This is a genomic window from Candidatus Clostridium radicumherbarum, from assembly GCF_045310525.1.
Taxonomy (GTDB): Bacteria; Bacillota; Clostridia; order Clostridiales; family Clostridiaceae; genus Clostridium_AT; species Clostridium_AT radicumherbarum.
In genome coordinates this window covers 1,433,495-1,460,084 of record NZ_JBJHZY010000001.1, presented here as the reverse complement: position 1 = coordinate 1,460,084, position 26,590 = coordinate 1,433,495, and the positions used below count along the sequence as shown (strand labels likewise).

Genomic DNA, 26,590 nt, shown 5'->3' with positions numbered 1-26,590 from the left:
TATTATAGAACGAAGTTTTTACTTACTTAAAGCTTCCTTTAAGTTTATCCATAAATGACTTTTTTATCTCTTCATGACTGCTGCCACTTGCTTCCATAAACAGTCTTAAGGCTTCTTTTTGTTTCTCATTTAAGGTCTTTGGAATGTCTACAATAATATTAACATATTGGTCACCACGGCCGCTGCTGTTAACTCTTGGAACTCCTTTTCCCTTTAATCTGAAAACTGTTCCTGGCTGTGTTCCAGAAGGAACATCATATTTAACTTCTCCATCCACTGTTGGTACCTTTAATTCGCAGCCTACAGTTGCCTCCGCAAAGTTAATATGTCTATCTATATAGATATCGAAACCCTTCCTTTTAAACTGAGGATGGGAAGCGACTCTTATATTTATATATAGATCTCCAGGGGATCCACCATTATTACCATGTTCTCCATGACCTCTTAATGGAATAACATTGCCGGTATCAACACCAGCTGGCACATTAATCTTAATTTTTCTAAGCTTTCTCTCTTTACCTGTTCCTCTACAAGTAGGACATGGATCACTAATAATTTTACCTTTACCTCCGCATTTATCACAGGTATTAATGCTTTGGAAGGTTCCAAGAGGAGTATTTCTCTGTACCTTTATTTGACCTGTACCACCACATTTATCACAGGTTTTAGGTGAAGTACCTGGTTTAGCGCCAGTTCCTCTGCAGGTTTCACAGTTCTCATGTTTATGAATTGAAATTTCCTTTTCTACTCCAAAAACAGCTTCTTCAAAGGTTAGATTTAAGTTATATTCTACATCAGCTCCACGTTCTGGACCATTTTTTCTTCTTCCTGAAGAAAAACCACCACCAAAAAAGCTTTCAAATATATCTCCAAAGCCACCCATATTAGAAAAATCAAAGCCTCCGTCAAAACCACCGGCACCATTAAAATCAGCAGTTCCATACTGATCATAATTAGATTTCTTTTCCGGGTCTGAAAGCACTTGATAGGCTTCATTTATCTCTTTGAATTTCTCTTCAGCTTCTTTATTGCCTTGATTTTTATCAGGATGATATTTTATGGCTAGCTTTCTAAAAGCTTTTTTAATTTCATCGTCACTTGCACCCTTTTGAAGGCCAAGCACCTCATAGTAGTCTTTTTTAGCCATCTAAGTTTTACACCACCTATATATTACTTCATTAAGACTTAAATTAAGGGAGGGGTTTAGTTACCCATCCCTTATATATTATACTTGAAATTATTTATTTGTCATCCTCAACTTTAAAATCTGCATCAACTACATTATCATCATGAGGTGCACTGCCCTGTGCATTAGCTCCGCCCATGTTATTTGGGTCAAAGCCTGCACCCTCTGCTCCGCCATTTGCTTGATACATCTTTGAAGAAACTGCATAAAACTCATTAGTTAATTCTTCTGTAGCCTTTTTAATAGCTTCTATATCAGTTCCATCCTTTACTGCATTAACAGCTTTGATTTTGTCTTCGATCTTAGCCTTGTCTTCTGCAGAAACCTTATCTCCAAGGTCCTTTAAAGTTTTTTCTGACTGATAAACCATTTGGTCAGCATTATTCTTAACTTCAATAGTTTCTTTTCTCTTCTTATCTTCTTCTGCAAATTTTTCAGCATTTTTTACTGCATTATCAATTTCTTCATCACTTAAATTTGTTGAAGCTGTAATTGTAATGTTTGCTTCTTTTCCAGTTCCCTTATCTTTAGCTGAAACATTTACAATACCATTTGCATCTATATCAAAGGTAACTTCTATTTGAGGAATTCCTCTTGGAGCTGGAGCTATGCCTGATAATGTGAATCTTCCAAGTGTCTTATTATCAGCTGCCATTTGTCTTTCGCCTTGAACTATATTTATTTCAACTGAGGTTTGACCATCTGCTGCAGTTGAGAATATTTGGCTCTTTCTTGTAGGAATAGTTGTATTTCTTTGTATTAATGGAGTTGCAATTCCTCCCATGGTTTCTATACCAAGTGTTAGTGGAGTAACATCAAGTAGTAATACGTCCTTTACATCTCCTGTTAATACTCCAGCTTGTATTGCTGCTCCTACTGCAACACACTCATCAGGATTTACTCCTTTAGAAGGTTCTTTTCCAGTAAAGTTTTTAACTGCATCTACAACTGCAGGTATTCTTGTAGAACCACCAACTAATATAACTTTATCTATTTCATTCATTGAAAGTCCAGCATCATTAAGAGCTTTTCTCATTGGCTCTATTGTAGCATCAACTAAGTCATGAGTTAATTCATTGAATTTAGCTCTTGTAAGATTCATGTCTATGTGCTTTGGACCTGTAGCGTCTGCTGTTATAAATGGCAGATTAATGTTTGTTTGAAGTGATGCTGATAATTCTATTTTAGCCTTTTCAGCAGCTTCCTTTAATCTTTGTAATGCCATCTTGTCATTTCTTAAGTCAATTCCATTTTCTCTCTTAAAGGTGTCAGCAATAAAGTCCATAACTCTTTGGTCGAAGTCATCTCCACCAAGCTTTGTATTACCATTTGTTGATTTAACCTCAAATACACCATCACCAAGTTCTAGAATGGATACATCAAAGGTTCCACCACCTAGGTCATATACAAATATTTTGTGGCTCTCATTTTGCTTATCAAGACCATATGCAAGTGATGCTGCAGTTGGTTCATTTATTATTCTAAGTACTTCAAGTCCTGCTATTTTTCCTGCATCCTTAGTTGCTTGTCTTTGGCTGTCATTAAAATATGCTGGTACAGTTATAACTGCTTGAGTTACTTTCTCACCTAAATAAGCCTCAGCATCTGCCTTTATTTTCATAAGTACCATTGCTGAAATTTCTTGTGGTGTATAATCCTTGCCATCTATGTTTGTCTTATGGCTAGTTCCCATCTGCCTCTTTATTGATATTATAGTTTTATCAGGATTTGTAATTGCCTGTCTTTTAGCAACCTGACCTACTAATCTTTCTCCATTTGCCTGAAAAGATACTACTGAAGGAGTAGTTCTTGCACCTTCTGCATTAGCTATAACAACAGGTTCTCCACCTTCCATAACTGCTACACATGAATTTGTTGTTCCTAAGTCGATTCCTATTACTTTTCCCATTTTAATATCCTCCTTGTATTCCTTATTCTGCACAAATATTTAAATATTTGTGATACCTTCAATTCTTATTTTGAACACAAATATTGTGTTCTTTAAACTAAAAAATTTATGTTTAATTTTTTAATTAGCTACTTTAACTATACTGTGTCTTATGACTTTGTTTCCTCTTATAAATCCCTTTTGAAAAACTTCTGCTATTTCATTTTGGCCAAAGTTATCATCATCTACATGCATAACAGCATTGTGCATATTTGGGTCAAAGCCTTCATTTACCGGAATCTCAGTTACTTGAAGCTTTTCAAGACTATCATTAAACTGCCTGATTGTCATATCAATACCCTTTTTAATATCTTCTGCCTTACCATCCACAATAGCTGCTCTTTCCAAATTATCTAAAACAGGAAGCATATTTTTTAGAATGTCTTCACAGGCATCTGAATATATTCCTTCTTTTTCTTTTGCAGTTCTTTTTCTATAATTTTCATATTCAGCAGAAAGTCTAAGTAATCTGTCCTTTATTGAATTAAGCTCATTTTCTGCTTTATCCTTTTCTTCTTTAAGCTTTCTATTATCATCTTGTAATTTAGTAAACTCACCCTTAAGTGAAGCAAGTAATTCATTATCAGTATTTTCGAATTCTTTATCCTCCATTAATTCTGCCTGTTCTAAGGTTTCCTCATTATCCACTTGTATATTTTCGTCCTTGAATTCTTTTTCCATTTATCGCTGCTCCCTTCTGCAAAAACCATTTTAAACCTAATACATATTCAAAAATAGATAGATCATCTATCATCTAAATATGATTGATTAAGTGAATCATTTATATTTTTTAATATTTTAGATAAAATACTAATAACTTTAGAATAGGGTATTCTGGTAGGGCCAATTACCCCTATTGCCCCAAGGGGTCTTCCATAAATACTATATATACCTGATATTATACTTAAGTCCTTTGCTTCTTCTAAATTATTTTCTCCGCCAATTGTGATGGAAATATTATTGGACTGATTTAACATTTCCTTAATATTTTCTTTATTATTTAGAAGGTACAAGAAGTCTCTTGCTTTATCTATTTGGTTATATTCAGGATAATTGAATATATTTGTTGCACCTTCAAGATATATTTCAGATATATCTGAACTGCTTAAGCTTTCATGCAGCGCAGGTATTATAGCATCAAAAATTTCCTCGTAATTTATTAAATCTGTTTTAAGATAATTAATAACTGTGAGATTTATATCTTCAATACTTAAATTTTTAAGTCTTCCATTTAAAATATTAGTTAATTTTACTAAATCCTCTGTACTTACAGGGGTTTTAATCCTTATGACTGTATTTTTTATAATTCCTGTATCAGTAATAATAACAGCAAGAATATTGTTATTATCAACACTTAAAAGCTGAATTGATTTAATATAACTTTTATTTGCTGAAGGAGCCTTTACAATACAGGTAAGTTTAGTAAGCTCTGATAATAACTGAGTTGCTTGCTTTACAATCTTCTCCACCTCGTAAAGTGCAGAATTTAAAAGCTGACTCTTAATTAAATTTTCCTCTTCAGTAGTTAACTGAGGCAATTTCATAAGCTTATCAACATATAGCCTATAACCTTTATCTGATGGCTTTCTACCAGAGGAGCTATGAAGTTGTTCAAGAAATCCCATTTCTTCAAGATCTGCCATTTCATTTCTAATAGTTGCAGGACTTATGCCTAAATCATATTTTTTTGCAATGGTTCTGGAACCAACAGGCTCAGCTGTAGATATATAATCATTTATTATGACCTGAAGAATTTTAATCTTTCTTTCGTCCATCTCCATACAATCACCTCTTTTTATTAGCACTCGCTGTCGGTGAGTGCTAATCACTATGTTTAAAACATATCACTATTAAATTCTTTTGTCAATTAATTAAATTATCCATATATAAATCAAATATCTTAATTATAATTTTTTATTTTTTAATTACTTCGTTTTTCTCTAATTTTCTCTATTTTACTATGATCATCATACCGAAAGTATAAATTCACACATAATTTGATTAGATAATTCTATGCCCTCTGCACTTAAGAATAATCTATCACCCTCTAATACCAGAAGGTTAGTTTTTAAAAACTTATCTAATACCTTAGAATAGATATTATGTATATCATTTTGAAATCTCAATTTAAATTCTTCTATAGATATACCATCTATTTTTCTAAGTCCCATAAACATAAATTCTTCCATATTATCCTCTAATGAGTTTACATGCTTTTCAATTACAGCATTTGTCCCACTATTTATGCCGTAAATATATTTTTCTATATCAGATTCATTTCTATACCTTGTATTATTTATGTAAGAATGAGCGCTGGAGCCGCAGCCAATATAATCCTTTAAGTTCCAGTAAGTTAAGTTGTGCTTACACTCTAAACCATCTTTGCTGAAGTTGGATATTTCATATTGCATATAGCCTTTTGATTTTAAAAATTCTATTGCAAATTCGTACATTTCTCTTTCTACATCTTCTTCTGGCAGATTTAGCTTTCCAAGTTCATTACTTTTATAAAATGGTGTCCCTTCTTCTACAATTAAACTGTAGCAAGAAATGTGTTCTGGATTTAGCTCTAAAACCTTTTCTAAGGTTTCCTTCCAATTAAGGAAGGTTTGATTTGGCAAGCCAAACATAAGATCAACATTTATATTATTAAACCCTAAACTCCTTGCTGTTTTAAAAGTATTTAAAAATTGCTGCCTATTGTGTGCTCGTCCAATATTCTTAAGCAGGGTATCCTGCCATGCTTGCAGTCCTATACTTAGTCTGTTTACTCCCATGGCTTTAAATATGGTTAGCTTTTCACTATTAAAGCTGTCTGGGTTTCCTTCCACTGTAAATTCCATATTCTCGGTAAGATCTAGTTTAGCTATTGCTTCCTTTAATAGCATTAAACACTCTAAAGACAAATAGGTGGGAGTACCCCCACCTATGAAAATCGAACCAATTTTATAATTTGCCGCACTACTTATTTCCTTACAAAGTGCATTTGTATAATTAAGCATTAAGTTGTCTTTACAGGCAAAGGAAGGAAAATCGCAATAAAAACATTTTTGTTTACAAAATGGTATATGCAGATATAATGCTATTGGCTCTTCCATTACTTTTCTCCTTAATCTATCTTTAATACTGACATAAAGGCTTCTTGTGGAACTTCCACCGTACCTATCTGTCTCATTCTCTTTTTACCTTCTTTTTGTTTCTCCAAAAGCTTCTTCTTTCTTGTTATGTCACCGCCATAACATTTTGCCAGAACGTCCTTTCTAAGAGCTTTAACTGTTTCTCTAGCAATAATTTTAGAGCCTACAGCAGCTTGAATTGGTATTTCAAATTGCTGTCTTGGTATTATTTCCTTTAATTTTTCAGCCATGCCTCTTCCTTTATAATAAGCTCTTTCTTCTGGAACAATCATAGACAATGCATCCACAGTATCGCCATTAAGCAAGATATCAAGCTTAACAAGTTTGCTTTCTGCATAGCCTTTAAGTTCGTAATCTAAGGAAGCGTATCCCCTTGTTCTTGATTTTAGCGCATCAAAGAAATCATATATTATTTCATTAAGTGGAATGTCATAATTTAAGACTGCTCTTGTTTCCTCAAGATACTGCATATCCTTAAAGCTTCCACGTCTATTTTGGCATAATTCCATAACAGCCCCAACATAATCTGTTGGAGTGATAATGGACGCTTTTACTATAGGTTCTTCCATAAAATTAATAGTTGAAGCTTCCGGCATATTACTTGGATTGGTCAGCTCTATAACAGTGTTGTCTGTTTTGCTGATTTTATAAATTACAGAAGGAGCCGTTGTAATAATATCTATATTAAACTCTCTTTCAATTCTTTCTTGAATTACTTCCATGTGAAGTAATCCTAAAAAGCCGCATCTAAAGCCAAAACCTAATGCTATTGATGTTTCTGGTTCAAAGCTTAAGGAGGCATCATTTAACTGGAGCTTTTCTATAGCTTCCTTAAGTTCCTCGTACTTTGCACCATCTACAGGATAGATACCGCTAAATACCATTGGCACTGCTGGTCTGTACCCTTCTAAAGCCTCTAAAGCAGGTCTGTCTGCTTCTGTAATTGTATCTCCAACTCTTGCATCTCTAACATTTTTAATAGATGCTGTAATATAGCCTACATCACCAGCTCTAAGTTCTGAAATAGGAAACATTTGAGGAGAAAATACACCTACTTCAGTAACGTCATAAACTTTATTTGTATACATGAGCTTAATTTTTGTTCCAACTTTGACGTTTCCCTCTTTTAGCCTTACATAACAAACTACACCTTTATAGCTGTCATAGTAGGAGTCGAAAATAAGGGCCTTTAATGGACTTTCTTCGTCTCCTTCAGGGGCTGGAACCTTATTAACTATTGCCTCTAAAACCTGTTCAATATTTAGTCCGGACTTAGCTGAAACTAAAGGTGCATCATGAGCCTCTATTCCAATAATATCCTCAATTTCATGAATAACTTCTTCAGGTCTTGCACTTGCAAGATCAATTTTGTTTATAACTGGTACTATTTCAAGGTTGTGGTCTAGAGCTAAGTAACAATTTGCTAAAGTTTGGGCTTGTATTCCTTGGGTAGCATCTACAACAAGTACAGCACCTTCACAAGCAGCTAAGCTTCTTGATACCTCATAGTTGAAGTCTACATGCCCTGGAGTATCAATTAAATTTAATATGTATTCTTCACCATTTTCTCTTTTATATATAAGCCTTGCAGCCTGTGCTTTTATAGTTATACCTCTCTCTTTTTCAAGTTCCATATTATCTAGAACCTGTTCTTCCATTTCTCTATGCGTCAAGGTACCTGTACTTTCTAAAAGCCTGTCTGCAAGTGTTGATTTACCATGATCTATATGAGCAATTATAGAAAAATTTCTAATATGCTTTTGTCTATCTGTTTGCATAGTTCTACCCCCATAACGTATTAAATCAAAATAAATTATAACATAGTAACCAGGGAATTTGTCAATAAATACTGTAAATCAACCTTTATAATATTTTTTTAGTTTTATTAAGGAATTAAATAGCTATTATTGCTTTAAAATCTTTTTTATTGGATTATTTGTAACAAGGTTATGCATAAACTCATCTGCACCTCTTTTGTAATTATCAACTGCTTTGTTGTTTAAGTAAACTATATAATCTCCAATATCAAATTGTAGATCAAAGGGTTTAGTGCTGTAGGAAACTTTAAATGCTGATCTTTCCTTTATGAAATCAGGCAGAACATTGCTGACTGTTATAAAGCCATAAAAAACTATGCCAAGAGAAATAAAAATTATTAAAAAATATTTTGACCTTTTAAACACAAAAAAGTACCTCCTTTAGGCATTCAATGATTACTCCTTGAATTCCTCCATATATAAAAGGATGTACTTTTTTATTTATTTTATTCAAAAAATACCATTTTTTTTATTAATTTAATTCATGTATCTATTAATATCCTCAAGTTCTAAAGCTGGCTGCAAGGCTATATTTATGCCATTAGCTATTACCTTTGAGAGTGAATCTACCACTAAATCTACTTCCTTTGGTGTTACCATTAAGTTTCCTACATAGGGATTTAAAATTTCTTCAATCATTTTCTGCTTTTCATTTTTATCTATACCCCGCAGCATATTATAAAATTCCCCACCGTTTGTAGCTTGTTTTATCATTTCATCTATGGCCAAATCAATGGTGTCATTAGCCATAGTGGCAGCATCCACCACTGTAGGAACGCCTATTGCTATTGTTGGAATTCCAAGTGAACGTTTACTAATTTCCATTCTCTTATTTCCAACTCCAGAACCTGGTGAAATTCCAGTATCTCCAATTTGGATAGTTTTATTTACTCTTTCCATTTTTCTAGAGGCCAAGGCATCTATGCAAATAATCAAATTCGGCTTAATTTTTTCCACAACACCCTTTATTATCTCACCAGTTTCTATGCCTGTGGTACCTAAAACTCCCGGTGAAATCCCGCATACTGGCCTTATATTTTCGTCTATGCTGTCAGGCACTAATTCCTTTAAGTGTCTTGTAATCATTAGTTTTGAAATAACCTTTGGACCTAAGGCGTCTGGCGTAATGCTTGAATTTCCAAGTCCAACTACAAGTGCTGTCATACTTTTATCTAAATTTATCATGGGAGATAGTACCTTAGCCATAGCTTCACTTACCTCGTCCATTGAATCACTATCATAATGGGTTACAGCAGGTATGTCTAGTGTAATATAGCTTCCTATGGGCTTACCCATAGCTTTTTCCCCTACCTCATCTACTATTCTAACTTTTGTAATCTTTATGTCTCCATCCTTTTCTTCAGAAACTTCAACCCCTGGATATCTTCCATTACTTTTCTTTTCATATATTTCCTTAGCTTCAATTGCCAAATCAGTTCTTACATTTATCATGTTTTTGCTCCTTTAAAAAATAAGTTTGTAAGAAGAGTTTTATCTTTCTTATTATTTTTAACCTTATCTTTTCCAATTAAACTCATACTATACGGTCATGTAGAAGATATAATTTTAAATAGAAAGAATAACTTCAAAAATATAGACTTCCAAGGTGATTTTTGTAATTTACTATTGAAGTGCTAAAAAATAAGTGTTATAATATGGTTTGTTATGTAAATAACTCGGACGCAGATTTCCCCAAACTGCTGAGACCCTATAAAAAAATAAGGGGGTGAAAACCAATGGCAAATATTAAATCAGCTCAAAAGAGAATAAAAGTTATCGAAGTTAAAACACTTAGAAACAAAATGGTTAAATCAGCTCTTAAAACTACTATAAAGAAGTTTGAAGTTGCTGTAACAGGCGGAAACCTTGAAGAAGCTAAAGCTGCTTTCACTAATACTGTAAAAGCTTTAGATATGGCTGCTTCTAAAGGAATAATTCATAAGAATATGGCTTCAAGAAAGAAATCTAGATTAGCTGCAAAGTTAAATTCTATTTCTGCTTAATAAATAAACCGGTTTTTAACCGGTTTTTTATTTTTATGCTGTTATGGTTTTTAGAATCAATAATTCTACTTCAGTTTTACTGTTAACTGGCGAGCTTTTAAGTACTTCTTCACTTTCTAAACAGTCATTAATAGCAGTTTTTAAGTTTTTTAGTGTAAATCTTTTACTTTGAAGCATCATTTTATCACAAATATAGGGATTCATTTTCAACTCTTTAGAAAGCACATCCTTTGTTTTCCCTTTTTCAATTCCTAGTTTTAATTGCAAAAGTAGATTAAACTGCCTTTCAACCATATACAAAATATAGGTAAGCTTCTCTCCTTTATATAAAAGTTCCGACAAGATGTCCAATGCTTTTTCCAATTTCTTTTGTGATATTGAATCCACCAAATCAAATATATCATTATCAGCTTTTGGTGGCAGCATCATCAAAATATCTTCTCTTGTAATTTCCTTGTTACTTACATAGCAGCAAAGCTTCTCAACTTCATTTTTTACAGCTTCCATGTTGTTCTCAATTTCCTCACAGAAAAATTTTAGTTCTGCCCTGCCTATATTTTTGTTTCTTTCATCAAACAGTGCCTTAATCTTTTTTTCAAGATTTGCGCCCTTTAATTTATCAAATTTTACAACGGAAGTTTTTTTATCTAATTTCTTAATTTTGTTGCTTGGCTTCTCCCTGTCTTCTTTAAACACATAATAGACAATTAAAATTGTATGCTTAGCAGGATTCTCAATATATTTTTGAAGGAGCTCAAAGCTTTTATTAGAGGTTTTATCTTCTCCTTCTCCTAGAAACTCGGCTCTGAAAACAACAACTACCTTTTTCTCATCTAAAAATGGTATAGTGTCGCAAGTGTTAATAACTGCTTCCATATCTGCCGTTTTCCCATCGAATTGAACAAAATTTATATCTGAAAAGGAGGCATTAAGAGCCTTTTTCTTAATAAATGTAATTTTTTCCTTCATCAATGCTTCATCAATGCCGCAAAATATATAGCAATTCTCAAATTTATTATTTTTAAGTTTCTCTTCTAATTCAATATATTCAAGCAAGAAACTACTCCTTTCCTTTGCTTAATGCAAAACTAGGATATGCCTTATTAAAGACAATATCATAACTTGACGTTTTTAAGCTATTGATTGTAACATTTTTAGCAAAATAATATCTTTTCTGAGGCAACACTATTATATCACACTTTTTTAAATCAATATCCGTAAAGTTCTGAGAGTTTCTTGTGAAAATAGTTCTTCTATTATTTGAAAATACTTCTATATTTAGCTCACCTGCCTCTGAATTTAAATTAGGTAGAGTCTTTACATAAAAATTAGTATCAATTTTGAAAGTTAAGCCTTCTTTAGAATTTTTAATAATTCTTGTGAAGTTAAATTTATTATCAATAGTCTTTATGTTGTTTACTATATTTTCACCATCATTGACTATTAAGATTTTATTTAATTTATATTCAATAATTGCACCATCACTTGCACCTAAATCTATATACTGTATATTTGGGAAAAACTTATAATTATTTAAAGCTAATAAGATGGCTATTAAGAGAGGAACTGGTTTTAAATTATTCATTCCCCTTTTAATTAATATAAAAGAAATAATAGTGAGTAAAAGAGCAAAGCTTTGAAAGAAATTCAAATATACTACCTTAGGTGTTATTAAAAGCAAGGTATAAGTTGCACCTTCTAAAACCAGCATAATTAATGCTAAAAGTTTATTTAATATGTTAAATAAAAAATCAATTTTATAAAACAATAAGGCTATATTCCCTATTAAGACAAGCACGGTATAAAGAGGTAATAAAACTATATTTCCTGGAATGAAGCCAAAACTAAGATTTCCTAAGGAAAGTGCAGCGTAGGGCATTGAAAAAACCTGTGCGCTTAGAGTTAGGCTGATACTTTCATTTATCTTATTTGGGATATAATAAAGAGCTCTTCTAATTTTGTTATAATAAAGCATGATTCCTAAAGTTGAAAGATATGACAATATAAAACCTAAGTCCAGGCAATAATATGGTTTTAAAGTAAGAATAATTATACCTGACAAGCTTAGGGCTGAAAGACCATCATAATTCTTAAACACCTTTTTAGACATTTTTAAAGTAAATATCATCAAAAATGCCCTTAAGGTTGCAGGCTGTGCCCCTGTGAATAAGGCATATAAAAGTGAAACGAGTATAGATGGTCCTATTCCAAAAACACCTTCTAGAACCTTATATATAATGGCCATATGAAAGCCTGATACACTAATGGCATGGACAACCCCAAGTTTTTTGAAGTCGTCCTTTTGAATATCAGAGAGGTAATTTGCTTCCCCATAGCAAAGGGACATTATAAGTGCTGCTCTTTCTTCACCTAAACTAGCCATGAATTTATAATATAATTTCTGCTTAAAGGTACTTATATTAGAAATAAAATCCTTCTTTCCACTTGAAGCACTATCTATGTATATGGTTCCAACAATTCCTTTTTCATAATCTCTTATGTCTTCAAATTTTCCATTAATTATTAGGCTTAATCCCTCATCCTCTTTTTTAAGATTTCCCTTAAGCAGCACCTTTCTTCCGTTTAATATACCATAAGAATAAAATTCATTATATTTTGTAAGCCTTATATTAAAAGTATTTGAATTCACTTCCATATTATAGTAGAGGTGTGAGCTAAGTATCCCAAGAAATAAAAAGCAAAGAATTATTATTGAATATTTAGTATCTAGTGTTGAGAGAATTATGATTAAAAAAGATGCAGTTAAAACTGCACCTATAATTAAACTATTTTTAAAAGCTATATAAGAAATACAACCTATAAAAAGAGCGATTCCATAAAATACAAGAGGTTTAACGAACTTCATTATTTCTTGTGATATTTAGAGAATCTGGAACCTTATATAAAGGCCTATTGTTATCAGTGGCATCTTTTACCTCAAGGGTAATTTTCACCCTATGGCTAGGTTCGTGATGCTCTATATCTAAGACCTCAGGAATTCCATCTCTGCTTCTAAGCAAAAAATAGGTATTACTTATTTCTTCCGCAGCTTTTCTAGTTATTGAATCATAGCTTAAAAAATAATCCTCTTCAGGTATATTCAAATAAACAATATTGCTTCCCATTACTGTAGTTTCAAACACATTATTAATCATACTTAATACACCTCCATCATTATTTTATCCAAAACCTATGTCTTTAATCAGAAGCAGTCTTTAATGAAAATCCATTTAACATTTGAAGCATACTAAGAATAATGTATAACTATAGGTGTTTAGGAGGTGGTCAACATAAAAATTGGAATTATTTCAGATACACATATTTCAAAGGATTTATATAAAATTGAGGATTTATTAAATAAACATTTAAAAGCTGTTGATTTAATAATACATGCCGGAGATTTTAAAAACAGTAAGGTTATTGATCTTTTAGAAAATCAAAAAAAATTTATTGGAGTTTTTGGTAATAATGATGGAGATCTTATAAAAGAAAGAGTTAAAGAAAAAGAACTTATCAATATTATGGGCTATAAAATTGGAATTTATCATGGACATGGCAATGCAAAAACTACCATTGATAGAGCTTATGAAATGTTTAAAGACAATAAAGTGGATATTATAATTTTCGGACATAGTCATCAGCCTATAATAAAGACTGTAAATAAAATTCTAATGTTAAACCCAGGCTCACCAACAAGTAAAAGAAAGGATAGATGGTATTCTTATATAATTTTAGAGCTTAGTAAAGGACACATTAATGCTCAAATTAACTTCTTTGATAAACTTTAAAAATCTTTTTAAGAATTAAGAATACTAAGTTAATAATTAAAATTATAAATGAAAAATGAAGAATTATAAAGAAATTCTTGTTCTTTATAATTCTTCATTAATAGTAGTTAATTTATAAAATAAATTAAACTAATTATTATAGTTTCTCATACTTAAAAAATTCCATAGAACTAATTAATTAAATATCTCATTTAGTTGGTCAATACTAGTAATTATTTTACAAACCTCAAGTTCTATCTTTGAATTATAGTACATTGCCATAACTAATTTATTATAGGCCTCTAAAACTTTACTTGCATTTGCATATTGTATTTTATACTTTTCAGGCACAGATAAAACCATTTCTTTAACAATTTTAAAGGCGGCATTATAATAATTTAAAGCTTCCTTAGCATCATCATTTTTTAAATAATAGTCTCCTATTAAGCAGGATAACTTCCATTCAAAATTAACATCACTTATTTTTTGGGCTAGCTTTAAAGCCTTTAATAATAATTTTGTATTCTCACTTTTACTTAGTTTAATATCAATAAACATCTTTTTTAGTTTTAATATTTCATAGTCTGGTTTCATTGAATTATACTTACTTAAAAAATCAAGTGCTATTTTATTATAGTTCAAATCTATTAATGCTATAGTAATATTGTAAACAGACTCTAAAATTTGGTCTTTATTTTTGTATTTTGATAGAGCATAGCTTACTCCATCAACTATATCAATTACATCAGTCTCATTTTTAGCCTCACTTAGCTTTATATATTCATATATAATACCTATATTCCATTTAATCAATGTTTCATCTTTTTCAACTGAATCCAATGCTTTTTTTATATATGATTTAGCGCAGTTAGTGTCTCCAAACTCATTAAAAATTAAGGCTGCTGCTTTATAATATTGTACTAATGTATATTCAGTATTGGAGTTTTTACCTACCTCTTTTTCAGCCTTCATTAAAAAGTCATAAGCTTTTGTGTAGTTATACTTCTTTAAGTTAGCTTGTACTAAAAAGACGTAATTATAAGCTAATATATTATCAGCATAGGCTCCAGAAGGCATTTTTATAGCCTTATTAAGCCAACGAAGGGACTTCTTATAATTAAAACATTTTAAATTGACTTCTCCAATATTAAGATAGCATATTTTAAGAAACTCCACATAAATAGAACCTTCGCAAAGTTTTTTTAGTTTTTTATAATATTCAAGTGCCTTTTCATAATCATGTAACTTTTCAGCATATACAACTGCAATATTATTTATAACACCAAACAGCCCTCTTTCATAATCAGCCTTCTCAAAGCACTCATAGGCCTGCCTTAAAAGTTCTAAGTGCTCTTCTGGGCTAGTAATATTTTTATAAAGATCTGCTAGCGAAATATATAATTTCCCTCTAAATAGAGGGTATTTATCGCCACAGAGTAGCAATGATTCATTGCAGAGTTCTCTAGCCTTAAAATACTCTTTTTTTATATTGTAAATGCGTGACATACCAATGTTATTTTCAATTTTCCCTTTTAAATAATCAATTTCATTTAGAACTTTAGAAGCTTCCTCTGAATACTTTAGGGCATTTTCAATTTCATAACAGCTTATATAGCTATCTGCAATTTTATTTAAGGCATCTATAATTAAGGCTTTATTCTGAAGAATTTCTGCTGAAGCTTTTGCTTTTAGAAAGAACTGTAATCCCTCTTCTAATTTACCGCTTAACTGATAAAAGTCTCCAAGTTTCATGGATAGGTGAAATACATCAGCAGTATTATTCTCAGATATGCAGATTGAAAGTGCATTCTCATAGCTTTTTATCGCCAAATGAATATCATTTATCTTTTCAAAGGCTTCTGCCTCTTTTATTAAGGCAGTTACACTTATCTTTTGCTTTGATTTTTTTATATTTCTAGATATCTCCACATTTTCTTCTGCAGCTTTCAAACAATCACTTCCTTAATAAATATCTTGTATATCAGAAAATTCAACCTTTACCCTTTGTTCAATACCGTCGTCTAATTGGACATAAAGATTTAATTTATTAGCTTCGCTTAATTTTCTATCTGGGAGTTGAATTACAAATTTACTTCCTTTAGTATATTCACTAGTAACGTCTATAGTACCGTTGTGCAATTCCACAAGGGCCTTTACTATAGACAAGCCAAGGCCGCTTCCTTCTCTGTTTCTAGTAAAACTTGTTTCAACTTTTCTAAATCGCTGAAAGATACTATTCAATTTATCTTTTGGAATCCCCATTCCATCATCTTCAACTGAAATACATAACATATTATTGACTTCTTCTAATTTTATTTTGATATTTCCTTGTTTATTAGTAAATTTAATAGCATTTGATAAAAGGTTTAACATTATTCTTTCAATTTTATCTGCATCACAAGCTATAATTTTTTTATCTAAATTTGTTTCTAAAGTTAAATTAATTAATTTTACCTTTGCGTAAGCTTCAATAGATTGTACCACATTTTTAATAATAGCAACTATATCATAATTATGAAGCTCAATTGAAACATCGTTAGAATCAATCTTAGTCATACTAATAATATTATTAATTAGTTTTAATAATCTCAGAGCATTTTGCTTCATTGTTTTCATATACTTCTCAAGTTTTTTCTCTGGATCTTTAATAGTTCCGCTTAAGGTATACAATTCAATAAGCTGCATTGCTCCCATTAAAATATTTATTGGAGTTTTAAATTCATGTGATATATTGGCGAAAAACTCACTTTTTTTATTATGATCTTCTAATTTTTCTTCACAAGCTTTTAAGGCTAATTTTAATTTTTCTATCTCACTATTATCATTACTTTTATCAATATCCATATTTTAAGTTTACCACCTTATATATCAAGAATGTTTACCCGACTTTTCTAATAATTTTATCATAAAATTTGGATAATGTATAGAATTCGACATTCTTTTTCTTAATCCTTTAAAAACAACAATTAATTTGCAGAAATACAATTTATAAATTTTAAGCATAAAAAAAAGACACACCAGCGAAGCTACTATTCACATACTCTAAGCTTTGATTTTATTGTTTTTTAAATTTTGCTAAACTATCATGTTATTAAAAATCTTCCTTAAAAGTTTAAGTCCTCGTTGTGAAATGTCAAAATCAAAGTCCATTAAAGCCGCATTTTATCTATCTAACAAGATCAAGAATAATTATAGGTATTGATATATTTAATAAAGAATTCTTATTATTGTCATTTAATTGACACAAATTTATATTATTATATTTCATGATGATATTTTCTAAAGCCTAAAATGCAGTTGGAGGAAAGATGACTAGAAGAAATGGAGCTAAAAAGAAGAAAAAAACGCTTAAGCATATTTTCATTGCATTATGTTTAATTGTTTTATTAATTATATCTGTTTGTGCATCTTTTTTATTTTCCTTTAGTGGCCAAATTCAGGCGGCTAAACAAGAAGCAACAGACAAAATTTCAAGTATTAACGATAATACGTTTAAAAGAGTAGGTCCTACAATTATATATGATAAGGATGGCAACCAAATTACTAAGCTGTCTTCATCTAGTTATACTTATACAAATTATAATGATATTCCTGACTTAGTGAAGGAAGCCTTTGTAGCAACCGAAGATAAGGACTTCTATAAAAACAATGGAATAAGTGTACGTGGAATGGCTAGAGCATTAGTTTCCTATATAGAGAATAAGGGCAAAATAACCCAGGGAGGAAGTACAATAACCCAGCAATTGGTTAAAAATGTGTTATTAACTCAAGACAAAACCTGGTCAAGGAAGTTAACTGAGATTCTTATCTCTGTTCAGCTTGAGAAGCAGTTTTCAAAAGAACAAATACTTGAGTATTATCTAAATAATATAAATTTCAGTAATGGAGCATATAGCATTGCTTCTGCTGCACATACGTACTTTAATAAGTCCTTAAATGAATTAAACCTTGCTGAAATAACATTTTTGGCTGCTATACCAAATAACCCCACTTATTATAATCCATTGAAATATTATGATCATGTGATAGATAGACAGCATCTGATGCTGTCCAACTTAAAAGCACAGAATTATATTACGGATAAGCAGTACCAGGATGCACTGAATACCAAGGTGGTGCTAAATTATCAGCCACCTCAAAGTGTAACTGAAAATTATATGACATCCTATGCAGTAGATAGTGCTGTAAGGGCATTAATGCAGAATGATAATTTTAATTTTCAATATCAATTTGCTTCAGATGCGGATAGAAGCAGCTACGAAGATAATTATAATGAAGTCTATGCAGATTATGAAAAGAAGGTTAGAAATGGCGGTTATAAAATTTATACAAGTTTTGATGTGAACCTGCAAAATCAGCTTCAAACATCCTTGGATAATGGACTTTCAAATTTTTATGTAACAGATCCCAAAACCGGCTTATACAAAATGCAAGGTGCAGGTGTTTGTATTGACAATTCCACAGGAGAAGTAGTTGCTGCAGTTGGTGGAAGAAGCCAAAGTAATATTACAAATTATTTCAATAGAGCGTTTCAAGCAGTTAGACAGCCGGGCTCAGCCATAAAACCTGTGCTTGTTTATGCCCCAGCCTTTGATGATGGCTATACACCTGATAGTACCATGGTTGACCAATATATACCCAATGGCCCTAAAAATGATGAAAATACTTTCTTTGGAAAAGTAACACTTAGGTTTGCTACTGAGCTTTCTTTAAATACAGTTGCATATCAGCTTTTACAGAAGGAAACCACCCAGTATGCACTTCCTTATCTATATAAAATGGATTTTGCTCATATCGTCAGTGCGGATAACAGTCCTATAATCGGAATTGGTGGTTTTACTTATGGGGTTACTCCGATTGAACTGGCTAGTGCATATTCTACCTTGGCAAGAGGAGGAGAGTTTATAACACCTACCTGTATAACCAAAATAGAAGATGAAAATCAGAACTGTATATATCAAAACACTATGAACAGGACAAGAATTTATAAAGAAGATTCCGCCTACTATATGACAGATGTGCTAAAAGGCGTTTTAACGAAAAGCTCAGCTACAGGTTATGGCCTTGGATTAAATAATATGATTGCTGCGGGTAAGACTGGAACAACAAGTTCCTCTAAAGACGGATGGTTTGCAGGCTACACACCTTACCTGACTACAGTAGTGTGGGCGGGGTATGATACACCTACATCCATATCAGACTTATATGGAGCCACCTATCCAGGACGTATATGGCAGGACTTTATGAATAAGGCAAATAAAGGACTTCAACCAAAAGATTTTAATGTACCTGCGGATATACAGCAGCAGATTGATGAAAATGCCACCGCTGCAGCTCAGACAGAAGTTACTGATGCAGAAAATGCAGTAAGTGCTTATGAAAATATCCATCTATCTTCGAAAAATGATTATGCAGCAGCTGATTCAGCTCTTCAAAATGCTCAAAGTACAGTAAATAAGATTTCGGATGATCAAAAACAGAGTCTTCAAAATAGAATCAATGCTAAAACAGCAGAGCTAAATCAAGAAAAGCAAGCAATTGATGCAGCCAGCCAAAGCTCAGTTCCATCAACACAAACAGGCAATAATAGCGGAACCGATACTAATAATAATGTTAATAATAACGGTGGCGGTACAAATAGCAATATCAATAACAACAATAATATTCAATCTGGTACTGTATCAAATCCACCAACAAATAATAATGATACAAAATCACAAAATAGCAGTAAACAATAAAGTAAAAGATGATTTCTGTACTCTACAGGAGTCATCTTTTGTGGAGCATTGGTGTTAAACACTCACTTTCTCATTTTTTAGTTAGATGTGAATTCACATAACTGTCTGCTCACTTTTACACAAATAAAAAAGACGCTTAGCAAAATTTATTGTAATGCTAAACGTCATAATTTTTTATTATTCAATTTTGCCTACCATCTGTGTAATTAATTCAATATGTTCTTTTATTTTTACTTTTTTTAAATTTTCTACTTTTTCACTACCACATAAGCCTAATAAAGGTATATACCCAAAACATTCGTCATATTCTAATTCTCCTAATATAGAAATTGCTTTATTATATTTATCTAATTCAAAAAATTCTTTACAAAAATAATCGATAATTACATCTTCCCAAAAGAAATCAAATCCTAACGATATTCCTTTAAATGTTCCATTTTTATATTTTACCATTCTAATATATCTATTTTCCTCCCAATTGATTATATCCCCAAATGCTGTTACAAAAATTGGAATAGATACATTAGCTCTAAAATATGACATATCTATAATTGCTCGATATTCATCTGGATTAATTATTTTTAAGTATCCGTTTAATACAGAACCAAATCCATAATTCTCCCATACGAAAATTAACTCCTTAGGTAAAACTTCTTTATAATTATTAACTATTTTGCTATCAACTTTACTATTAATTTTATAACCTTTAAATAAATCATCATTCATAGCTTATCCTCTTAATTTTTTAATTTTAACTATTGAATCATATCTTTCCAATGAAGTCTGTATTTTTTATTATCATTATTCTCAGTACTTATGAATATCGTTTCTGTACGGATTGTAAAGTTATCATAGCATTTCTATATATTTCACTGCTAAGATTCATTTCCATTAACTCAAGAAACCTATTAAAACCGACTAAATGCATATGCAGTTTTATACTTGTACTATTAGTTATTAACTTTAACTCCAAAGAGACTTTATTAAACTTAACTTCATTAATGTCAGTCCATAAAATTTCTTTAAGCTTACCTGTCATACTGTAAAAAAGAATTTTCTCATCTGACACCATTATTTTTTGATTTCGGGATACTAAAAGAAGTGGCAAGCATAATAAAAGTAAAAGTATTGAAATAAGCAGTACCACTAGGGCACCACTAATAGTCTTAACTGTTCCTAAAGATGCTATAATTCCTACGATAAATATAGCAATTATACCTAAAGTTCCAACAATTCCGTAAGCCTTATTCATTTTAAATACTAGAAATCCCTCTTCATTTGCAGCTATCTCTTTCTTCGAAGATGACATCAAATAACTCATAAAAAGTGAAACTACTATAATAATTATTATTGAACTTATAATATTCATTTTTTATCAAACCCCTCTTCCTCTTATACATTTAATTGAACTCTTGTTAATTATAATTTTTTTGAAACAGCAAACAAATGAGGTTATTCTGAATTACATATACTTAATGTTACTTTTAATAAGAATTTTAGAACCTACTTTGGCTGACTGTTTACAGTTTTTATAATGTGTTTTGTACTCGTAATTGATAGAATTAAGTAGTAATATGAATTTAAAATTATGTATAAACATCCCTCCTATTAACAATATATTACCTTTAATCCTTATCAAATCTTAAAACTCCTTATATATTTACGTAAAATATTACCAATTTAGAGGGGCTTCGTCTATAATATTCAAAAATTATCTTCTGCTTATTAAATTTTATGCAAAAAAAGACTCATATTATAATATTATTTATTAAATAAATCTTTATAAATATCTTCTTTATGACCTAAATTAGTCCATTTCCAATTCCCATCATTGACCAAAGTTAAAATGTCATCGACTGCTATATTATTATTTCTCTCTTCGTCAATATTTCCACTTTTATCATATCTATATAAGTAATTTCTAGAGTATAAATAGTAGAAAGTTTCCTTTGTTTTTAAGTTTTCAGCTTTGATTATGTCTCCTAAAATTATTGATTTACTATTTTGATCTATTAGGTTTATCATTTGTTTTCTCCTTACCATTAAAATTCCTGTTATAGGTTCTTAAACTCACCTTGTATTGAAATATATATTTCGTAATTGTAGAACTATCTCCTTTCTGTTTTTAAAGCAGTTGACTTTACTTAAATCTGAAATAATGTTTCGTAACTTTGCATTGAACACTGCTCCATCTTTATTATCTTGTATTAATCTATTTATACTTATTTGTACGTCCTCATTTGTATAATTAGTGGCGGCTTGTCAAAATTACGGTTTCCAAGCAAATTTTAATCTTCCTTGAACCCACTTAAATCAACATCTTTCATTAAATTTAATTACTAGGTCTGCATAACAGGTTATAAAAAATAAAAGGTTATAAGTATTTATTGTTAAAATACCTATAACCCTTAATATTACTTAATTTGGCGGGAGTATGTAGGAATCGAACCTACCTACCGTGGTCTTAGCACGGCAACACAGTTTTGAAGACTGGCAAGCACACCAGCACTTATCTACCCCCGTATTTACTTACTACGCATTATGATTTTACATAAAAATAATTCTAAAGTCAATGTAAGAAATAGTAATTTAGTAAAGGACCCTAATATCTTCTAACCTCTTTGTTATTTTCATATTATCCAAGTTTTCTAAGATTGCAACAGCATATTTTCTGCTTGTGTTTAAAAGGTCTCTAGCTTCAGCTGCTGATATACTACCATGTTCGCTAACATATTGAATGATTTGTGTTTTTGCTGCCTCATAATAAGTTGTTAATAAAATGCACTCTTCTGATACCTTTGTTAAGCTGCCAATATCAAGCAGCGAATCATATACCATTTTAAAGGCCTTTTTATCCTTCTCACCTTGAATTAACTCTTCATACTTTGGCGGCATATACCAAGCTTTCGAAAAGGCATTTAAAACTTTATCCTTTATTATATTTTGTTCTTTAGAATACTTGATTTCAAAGTCCATAAGACTTATAAAACTTCCTTGTATCCTTAAAACATTTCTTAAGCATAGAAGCTGCAGAAGCTCATCATAGGTTTTTTGTTTAATACCTTTCCCAAAAACTTTGTTTTTTATTTCTTCCTTTGATATGCCAGCTTTAAGTGGATTATTCTTATGAAAATCAGTTAGGAGCGTTTCAATTTCTGAAGTTTTTAACTTTAAAAAGCTTTTATGAATATAAATTGGTTTATCTAGATTAGTAAGCTTTAGTAACACCTTATCATTTACCAAGCTTTCTAATCTTTCAGAGAGCCTTTCATCATTTTTCCCTAAGGCTTTTATTATCACCTGTTCATCTGGAAAATCCTTGCTAAGTTTTTTAACTAATTTATTTAAGATATCTTCCTGACTTCCGCTTTCCTTTATTTTTAATTCTCCTATATAAGAATTATCAAATCTTTTAGTTTTTTTAGAAACAGGTTCTATTATTTGACCTCCACCTAAGGTATACATTGGAGAATAATTCCTTAGAACAAAATTATCCTTTCTTTGAGCTGTTAGAGGCTCCTCAAGTCTTAGTTGAACATAAGCCTTTTCTCCAGGCATAAGCTCCTCTCTATCAAGCAAAACTACCCTGCACAAAACCTCGCTTGTTCCATGATAGAGCCTTACCCTTTGTCTATTTTCTAAAGGTTTTTCAGCTGACTTTAAATAATTAAAGCTGCAGTCTACAATTAAAGATGGCTCCATAATATTTTCTTTTGAAAGCACATCACCTCTATGGACTTCACTAGCTTTTACGTTAGCAAGATTCAAAGCAGCTCTTTGGCCGGCCTCAGCAAACTTAACTGGGCTTTCATGAACTTGTATTCCTCGAATCTTTGTAGGTAGTTTAGAGGGATATAGCTCAACTGCTTCGCCTTCCTCAATTCTGCCGCTGATGATGGTTCCGGTAACAACGGTTCCAAAGCCGCTGACTGAGAAAACTCTATCTACAGTAAGTCTAAAATGTCCTTCTGTATCTTTTGGCTCTACTTCCTCAGTAATTTTGTCTATATCCCCAATCAGCTCCTTAATGCCTTTTCCAGTTTTAGAAGAAACCTCATGAATTGGCGCCTCCTCAAGGAAGGTACCCTTAAAATATTCTTTAATATCTTCTTTAATTAGAAGGAGCCATTCTTCATCAACTAAATCAGTTTTTGTAAGTACAATAATCCCTTTTTTAACATTTAGAAGCTGTAATATTTCATAATGCTCTTTTGTTTGCGGCATTATGCCTTCATCAGCTGCTATTACAAGTAAAACCACATCGATGCTGCTTACACCTGCAAGTGCATTTTTGATAAATTTTTCATGACCTGGAACATCAATTATTCCAGCTCTTTTTCCAGAAGGTAAATCAAAGAATGTAAAGCCAAGGTTTATAGAAATGCCTCTCTCTTTCTCTTCTTTTAAGGTGTCAGTTTCTCTTCCAGTCAAGGCCTTAATTAATGTGGTTTTGCCATGGTCTATATGCCCAGCGGTTCCTATTATAACATGCTTCATTATATCAACCCTTCTGCTGCATTAAATTTTTAAAAGCTTCGACAATAATGTCAAAATCCTTGTCAAAGATAGTTCTTAAATCGATTATAACATTATCTTCAAATATCCTAACTATAATTGGAATTCTCCTATTTCTAAGATAAACTTCCATTTCCTTAGTAGTTAAGGAATCAGATTTTATTCTTAAAACAAAAGTTGGTATTTTTTCAGCAGGCATGGAACCTCCGCCAACCATAGAATAATCTGAAGCAATATCTATATCAATTCCTTTTGATGCTTTTAGAATTCTGTTTTTAAGTCTTTGAGCTCTCTTTTTGTGGATTTCTTTTAAACTTAGTATCATATTTAAAGTTGGAATTTCCGCTACGGCTTTAGTTTCATCCAAATAATATTTTAGTGTGCCTTCTAAAGCTGCTAAAGTGAGTTTATCAATTCTAAGTGCTCTAGTTAATTGATTCCTTTTTATTTTGTCAATATAAATTTTCTTACCTGCTATTATCCCTGCCTGAGGTCCTCCAAGCATCTTGTCCCCACTAAAGGTCACTACATCTATACCCTTCTTTATACTTTCCTGTACAGTTGGTTCATAAGAGAAACCATATTTAGAAAAGTCAACTAATACGCCGCTGCCTATATCCTCTACCACAGGTATGGTTCTTTCCTTTCCTAAACTCACTAGGTCCTCTAATGGCACTTCCTCAGTAAAGCCCATTATCTTAAAGTTAGAGGTATGAACCTTTAATAGTACACCTGTATTTTCAGTTATACTATTTACATAATCATAAAGATGGGTTCTATTTGTAGTTCCAACTTCTACAAGTGTGGCATTACTAAACTTCATTACCTCTGGAACTCTAAAGGAGCCTCCAATTTCAACAAGCTGCCCTCTTGATACAATGGCTTCTTTGTTACTGCATAAGGTGTTTAACACCAGCATAACAGCTGCAGCATTGTTATTTACAACCAAAGCTGCTTCTGCACCAGTAATCTTTTTTATTAATTCTTCAACATGCTCGTATCTAGAACCCCTCTCCCCACTTTTAAGATCATATTCCAAATTACTATAGCTGTCAGCACAGTTTATAATATGCTTTAATGCTTCTTCACCTAATAAGGCTCTGCCTAAATTAGTATGTAAAATAACTCCAGTTCCATTAATAACCTTTTTTAATTTAGGGGAATTCTTTTGTTCTACTAATTGTCTGAAACCCTCTAATATATCTATAGTATTAAATTCAGTTATATAGTCATTTAATATCCTATTTCTAAATTCCTCCAAGGTTTCTCTTAAAGCTTCAATAACTATTGGTCTAATAACAGCTTTCAAACTATTAACAACTATTTCTTCCTTTAGAAGATCATCCATTTTAGGAAGTTTTCTAAGCAAATCTTTCTTATTCATAATAATTAAAACCTTTCTTTACAAATTATGATTTAAATAGTCTACTCCACAATGATAAATTTATCCTCTAAAGCTATTACTTCTCCAACTATAGCAGATTCAATTTCAAGGCCTTCAAGTTCTTTAATTAATTTTTCACCATCTTCAGCATTTATGGTAAAGAGAAGACCTCCTGAGGTTTGTGGATCAAATAATATATCTTCAAACCAAACAGATAAATTATTTAAAGAACATTTTTCCTCTAAATATGCTCTATTGCTATAGGTTCCTTCTGGAACAAGCCCCATTTCAGCATACTCTTTAGCTTCAGCTATAAATGGTATTTTATTTTTATAATACTTAATTGCAACCTTTGATGCACTGGCCATTTCATAACTGTGGCCTAAAAATCCAAAGCCAGTTATATCAGTGCAGGCACTTATATTAAATTTCTCCATTTTCTCAGAGGCATATTTATTTAGTGTAGACATCACTTTAACAGCTTTTTCATAAGCATTATCAGAAACAATTTGTCCCTTAATTGCTGCATTAATTATCCCTGTTCCTAAAGGTTTTGTTAAAATAACCACTTCTCCAACCTTTGAACCGTAGTTTTTTAAAACCTTATTTGGATGTACTAAGCCTGTTACAGAAAGTCCGTATTTAGGTTCATTATCATCTACAGTATGTCCTCCAACAATTACTGCACCTGCCTCTAATACCTTGTCTGCTCCACCTCTTAAAATTTCTGCTAAAATCTCAGTAGGCAAACAAAGTGGAAAGCATACGATATTTAATGCTGATACAGGTTTACCTCCCATGGCATAAACATCACTTAAGGAATTAGCTGCTGCTATTTGACCATAGGTGTAAGGATCATCTACTACAGGTGTGAAAAAATCCAAAGTCTGAATCATAGCAGTATCATCGTTTAATTTATATACCGCCGCATCATCAGATGTTTCTATACCTACTAATAAATTATCATTTTTCATTACAGGTAATTTATATAAAATTTTTGAAAGGGTCTCCGGCCCTATTTTGGCTGCTCACCCAGAAGTTCTGGACATTTCAGTTAATCTTTTTTCCATTATTACCACTCCTTTCATATCATGA

At 31.5% G+C, this 26,590-nt stretch carries 22 protein-coding genes and 1 tRNA gene; 3 read left to right on the top strand and 20 right to left on the bottom strand.

Features of this window, described 5'->3' with window-relative positions:
- Positions 1–22: 22 nt before the first annotated feature.
- The 8 genes from dnaJ to gpr all read right to left on the bottom strand — a co-directional run bounded on the left by dnaJ (position 23) and on the right by gpr (position 9,540).
- Positions 23–1,147, bottom strand: a complete 1,125-nt coding sequence (gene dnaJ / locus ACJDUH_RS06915) for a molecular chaperone DnaJ (protein ID WP_406764422.1) — start codon at positions 1,145–1,147, stop codon at positions 23–25.
- A gap of 94 nt (positions 1,148–1,241) precedes the next feature.
- A complete protein-coding gene (dnaK, locus tag ACJDUH_RS06910) occupies positions 1,242–3,095 on the bottom strand; it encodes a molecular chaperone DnaK (RefSeq protein WP_406764421.1) in 1,854 nt (617 codons plus the stop codon).
- 120 nt (positions 3,096–3,215) lie between these two features.
- Entirely contained in the window at positions 3,216–3,815 is a 600-nt protein-coding gene (gene grpE / locus ACJDUH_RS06905) for a nucleotide exchange factor GrpE (protein ID WP_406764420.1), read from the bottom strand.
- Positions 3,816–3,877: 62 nt separating this feature from the next.
- The gene (gene hrcA / locus ACJDUH_RS06900) at positions 3,878–4,915 is read right to left on the bottom strand and encodes a heat-inducible transcriptional repressor HrcA (RefSeq protein ID WP_406764419.1); all 1,038 of its coding nucleotides are present in this window, start codon (positions 4,913–4,915) and stop codon (positions 3,878–3,880) included.
- Positions 4,916–5,101: 186 nt separating this feature from the next.
- Positions 5,102–6,232, bottom strand: coding sequence for a radical SAM family heme chaperone HemW (hemW, locus tag ACJDUH_RS06895; protein ID WP_406764418.1), 1,131 nt, complete (start codon positions 6,230–6,232; stop codon positions 5,102–5,104).
- Positions 6,233–6,243: 11 nt separating this feature from the next.
- Positions 6,244–8,049 (bottom strand): translation elongation factor 4, encoded by a 1,806-nt coding sequence (lepA, locus tag ACJDUH_RS06890; protein ID WP_406764417.1) that lies wholly within the window; start codon positions 8,047–8,049, stop codon positions 6,244–6,246.
- A 126-nt stretch (positions 8,050–8,175) separates the two neighbouring features.
- Positions 8,176–8,454, bottom strand: a complete 279-nt coding sequence (locus ACJDUH_RS06885) for a hypothetical protein (protein ID WP_406764416.1) — start codon at positions 8,452–8,454, stop codon at positions 8,176–8,178.
- Between the two features lie 111 nt (positions 8,455–8,565).
- The gene (gene gpr, locus ACJDUH_RS06880; RefSeq protein ID WP_406764415.1) at positions 8,566–9,540 is read right to left on the bottom strand and encodes a GPR endopeptidase; all 975 of its coding nucleotides are present in this window, start codon (positions 9,538–9,540) and stop codon (positions 8,566–8,568) included.
- Positions 9,541–9,824: 284 nt separating this feature from the next.
- Here gpr and rpsT point away from each other — a divergent pair, with 284 nt between their 5' ends.
- On the top strand, positions 9,825–10,091 hold the full coding sequence (rpsT, locus tag ACJDUH_RS06875; protein WP_406764414.1) for a 30S ribosomal protein S20: 267 nt from the start codon (positions 9,825–9,827) through the stop codon (positions 10,089–10,091).
- 33 nt (positions 10,092–10,124) lie between these two features.
- On the opposite strand, the gene holA is transcribed toward rpsT, so the two are convergent.
- The 3 genes from holA to ACJDUH_RS06860 form a co-directional block, all read right to left on the bottom strand.
- The gene (gene holA / locus ACJDUH_RS06870; protein WP_406764413.1) at positions 10,125–11,147 is read right to left on the bottom strand and encodes a DNA polymerase III subunit delta; all 1,023 of its coding nucleotides are present in this window, start codon (positions 11,145–11,147) and stop codon (positions 10,125–10,127) included.
- Between the two features lie 4 nt (positions 11,148–11,151).
- Positions 11,152–12,747, bottom strand: a complete 1,596-nt coding sequence (locus ACJDUH_RS06865; RefSeq protein WP_406764412.1) for a ComEC/Rec2 family competence protein — start codon at positions 12,745–12,747, stop codon at positions 11,152–11,154.
- Positions 12,748–12,943: 196 nt separating this feature from the next.
- The gene (locus ACJDUH_RS06860) at positions 12,944–13,246 is read right to left on the bottom strand and encodes a hypothetical protein (RefSeq protein ID WP_406764411.1); all 303 of its coding nucleotides are present in this window, start codon (positions 13,244–13,246) and stop codon (positions 12,944–12,946) included.
- A gap of 126 nt (positions 13,247–13,372) precedes the next feature.
- Between ACJDUH_RS06860 and ACJDUH_RS06855 the strand changes: the two genes are divergently transcribed.
- Entirely contained in the window at positions 13,373–13,879 is a 507-nt protein-coding gene (locus ACJDUH_RS06855) for a metallophosphoesterase family protein (RefSeq protein ID WP_406764410.1), read from the top strand.
- 174 nt (positions 13,880–14,053) lie between these two features.
- Here ACJDUH_RS06855 and ACJDUH_RS06850 read toward each other — a convergent pair whose 3' ends face one another.
- Positions 14,054–15,808, bottom strand: coding sequence for a tetratricopeptide repeat protein (locus tag ACJDUH_RS06850; RefSeq protein ID WP_406764409.1), 1,755 nt, complete (start codon positions 15,806–15,808; stop codon positions 14,054–14,056).
- A 12-nt stretch (positions 15,809–15,820) separates the two neighbouring features.
- Positions 15,821–16,702, bottom strand: coding sequence for a sensor histidine kinase (locus ACJDUH_RS06845; protein WP_406764408.1), 882 nt, complete (start codon positions 16,700–16,702; stop codon positions 15,821–15,823).
- Positions 16,703–17,166: 464 nt separating this feature from the next.
- Between ACJDUH_RS06845 and ACJDUH_RS06840 the strand changes: the two genes are divergently transcribed.
- Complete coding sequence (locus tag ACJDUH_RS06840; protein ID WP_406764407.1) at positions 17,167–19,596, top strand: transglycosylase domain-containing protein; 2,430 nt, start codon at positions 17,167–17,169, stop codon at positions 19,594–19,596.
- Positions 19,597–19,773: 177 nt separating this feature from the next.
- On the opposite strand, the gene ACJDUH_RS06835 is transcribed toward ACJDUH_RS06840, so the two are convergent.
- From ACJDUH_RS06835 to selD, 7 genes are all read right to left on the bottom strand, one after another.
- A complete protein-coding gene (locus tag ACJDUH_RS06835; RefSeq protein WP_406764406.1) occupies positions 19,774–20,322 on the bottom strand; it encodes a T6SS immunity protein Tdi1 domain-containing protein in 549 nt (182 codons plus the stop codon).
- Between the two features lie 88 nt (positions 20,323–20,410).
- Positions 20,411–20,965: a hypothetical protein gene (locus ACJDUH_RS06830; RefSeq protein ID WP_406764405.1), complete on the bottom strand. Its 555-nt coding sequence runs from the start codon at positions 20,963–20,965 to the stop codon at positions 20,411–20,413.
- A gap of 392 nt (positions 20,966–21,357) precedes the next feature.
- Entirely contained in the window at positions 21,358–21,621 is a 264-nt protein-coding gene (locus tag ACJDUH_RS06825) for a hypothetical protein (protein WP_406764404.1), read from the bottom strand.
- 399 nt (positions 21,622–22,020) lie between these two features.
- A tRNA-Sec gene (locus ACJDUH_RS06820) sits at positions 22,021–22,117 on the bottom strand.
- A 68-nt stretch (positions 22,118–22,185) separates the two neighbouring features.
- On the bottom strand, positions 22,186–24,093 hold the full coding sequence (gene selB, locus ACJDUH_RS06815) for a selenocysteine-specific translation elongation factor (protein ID WP_406764403.1): 1,908 nt from the start codon (positions 24,091–24,093) through the stop codon (positions 22,186–22,188).
- A gap of 4 nt (positions 24,094–24,097) precedes the next feature.
- Positions 24,098–25,495: an L-seryl-tRNA(Sec) selenium transferase gene (gene selA, locus ACJDUH_RS06810; RefSeq protein ID WP_406764402.1), complete on the bottom strand. Its 1,398-nt coding sequence runs from the start codon at positions 25,493–25,495 to the stop codon at positions 24,098–24,100.
- A 41-nt stretch (positions 25,496–25,536) separates the two neighbouring features.
- Positions 25,537–26,565, bottom strand: coding sequence for a selenide, water dikinase SelD (gene selD / locus ACJDUH_RS06805; RefSeq protein WP_406764401.1), 1,029 nt, complete (start codon positions 26,563–26,565; stop codon positions 25,537–25,539).
- Positions 26,566–26,590 lie beyond the last annotated feature (25 nt).

What these genes read in the sequence shown, in the direction of transcription:
- hrcA (WP_406764419.1), bottom strand. Translation starts at nt 4,915, where the DNA reads ATGGAGATGGACGAAAGAAAGATTAAAATTCTTCAGGTCATAATAAAT.
- ACJDUH_RS06835 (WP_406764406.1), bottom strand. Translation starts at nt 20,322, where the DNA reads ATGAATGATGATTTATTTAAAGGTTATAAAATTAATAGTAAAGTTGAT.
- ACJDUH_RS06840 (WP_406764407.1), top strand. Translation starts at nt 17,167, where the DNA reads ATGACTAGAAGAAATGGAGCTAAAAAGAAGAAAAAAACGCTTAAGCAT.
- selB (WP_406764403.1), bottom strand. Translation starts at nt 24,093, where the DNA reads ATGAAGCATGTTATAATAGGAACCGCTGGGCATATAGACCATGGCAAA.
- rpsT (WP_406764414.1), top strand. Translation starts at nt 9,825, where the DNA reads ATGGCAAATATTAAATCAGCTCAAAAGAGAATAAAAGTTATCGAAGTT.
- dnaK (WP_406764421.1), bottom strand. Translation starts at nt 3,095, where the DNA reads ATGGGAAAAGTAATAGGAATCGACTTAGGAACAACAAATTCATGTGTA.
- gpr (WP_406764415.1), bottom strand. Translation starts at nt 9,540, where the DNA reads ATGATAAATGTAAGAACTGATTTGGCAATTGAAGCTAAGGAAATATAT.
- lepA (WP_406764417.1), bottom strand. Translation starts at nt 8,049, where the DNA reads ATGCAAACAGATAGACAAAAGCATATTAGAAATTTTTCTATAATTGCT.
- ACJDUH_RS06830 (WP_406764405.1), bottom strand. Translation starts at nt 20,965, where the DNA reads ATGAATATTATAAGTTCAATAATAATTATTATAGTAGTTTCACTTTTT.
- grpE (WP_406764420.1), bottom strand. Translation starts at nt 3,815, where the DNA reads ATGGAAAAAGAATTCAAGGACGAAAATATACAAGTGGATAATGAGGAA.
- ACJDUH_RS06825 (WP_406764404.1), bottom strand. Translation starts at nt 21,621, where the DNA reads ATGATAAACCTAATAGATCAAAATAGTAAATCAATAATTTTAGGAGAC.
- ACJDUH_RS06845 (WP_406764408.1), bottom strand. Translation starts at nt 16,702, where the DNA reads ATGGATATTGATAAAAGTAATGATAATAGTGAGATAGAAAAATTAAAA.
- selA (WP_406764402.1), bottom strand. Translation starts at nt 25,495, where the DNA reads ATGAATAAGAAAGATTTGCTTAGAAAACTTCCTAAAATGGATGATCTT.
- dnaJ (WP_406764422.1), bottom strand. Translation starts at nt 1,147, where the DNA reads ATGGCTAAAAAAGACTACTATGAGGTGCTTGGCCTTCAAAAGGGTGCA.
- ACJDUH_RS06865 (WP_406764412.1), bottom strand. Translation starts at nt 12,747, where the DNA reads ATGGAAGTGAATTCAAATACTTTTAATATAAGGCTTACAAAATATAAT.
- ACJDUH_RS06860 (WP_406764411.1), bottom strand. Translation starts at nt 13,246, where the DNA reads ATGATTAATAATGTGTTTGAAACTACAGTAATGGGAAGCAATATTGTT.
- hemW (WP_406764418.1), bottom strand. Translation starts at nt 6,232, where the DNA reads ATGGAAGAGCCAATAGCATTATATCTGCATATACCATTTTGTAAACAA.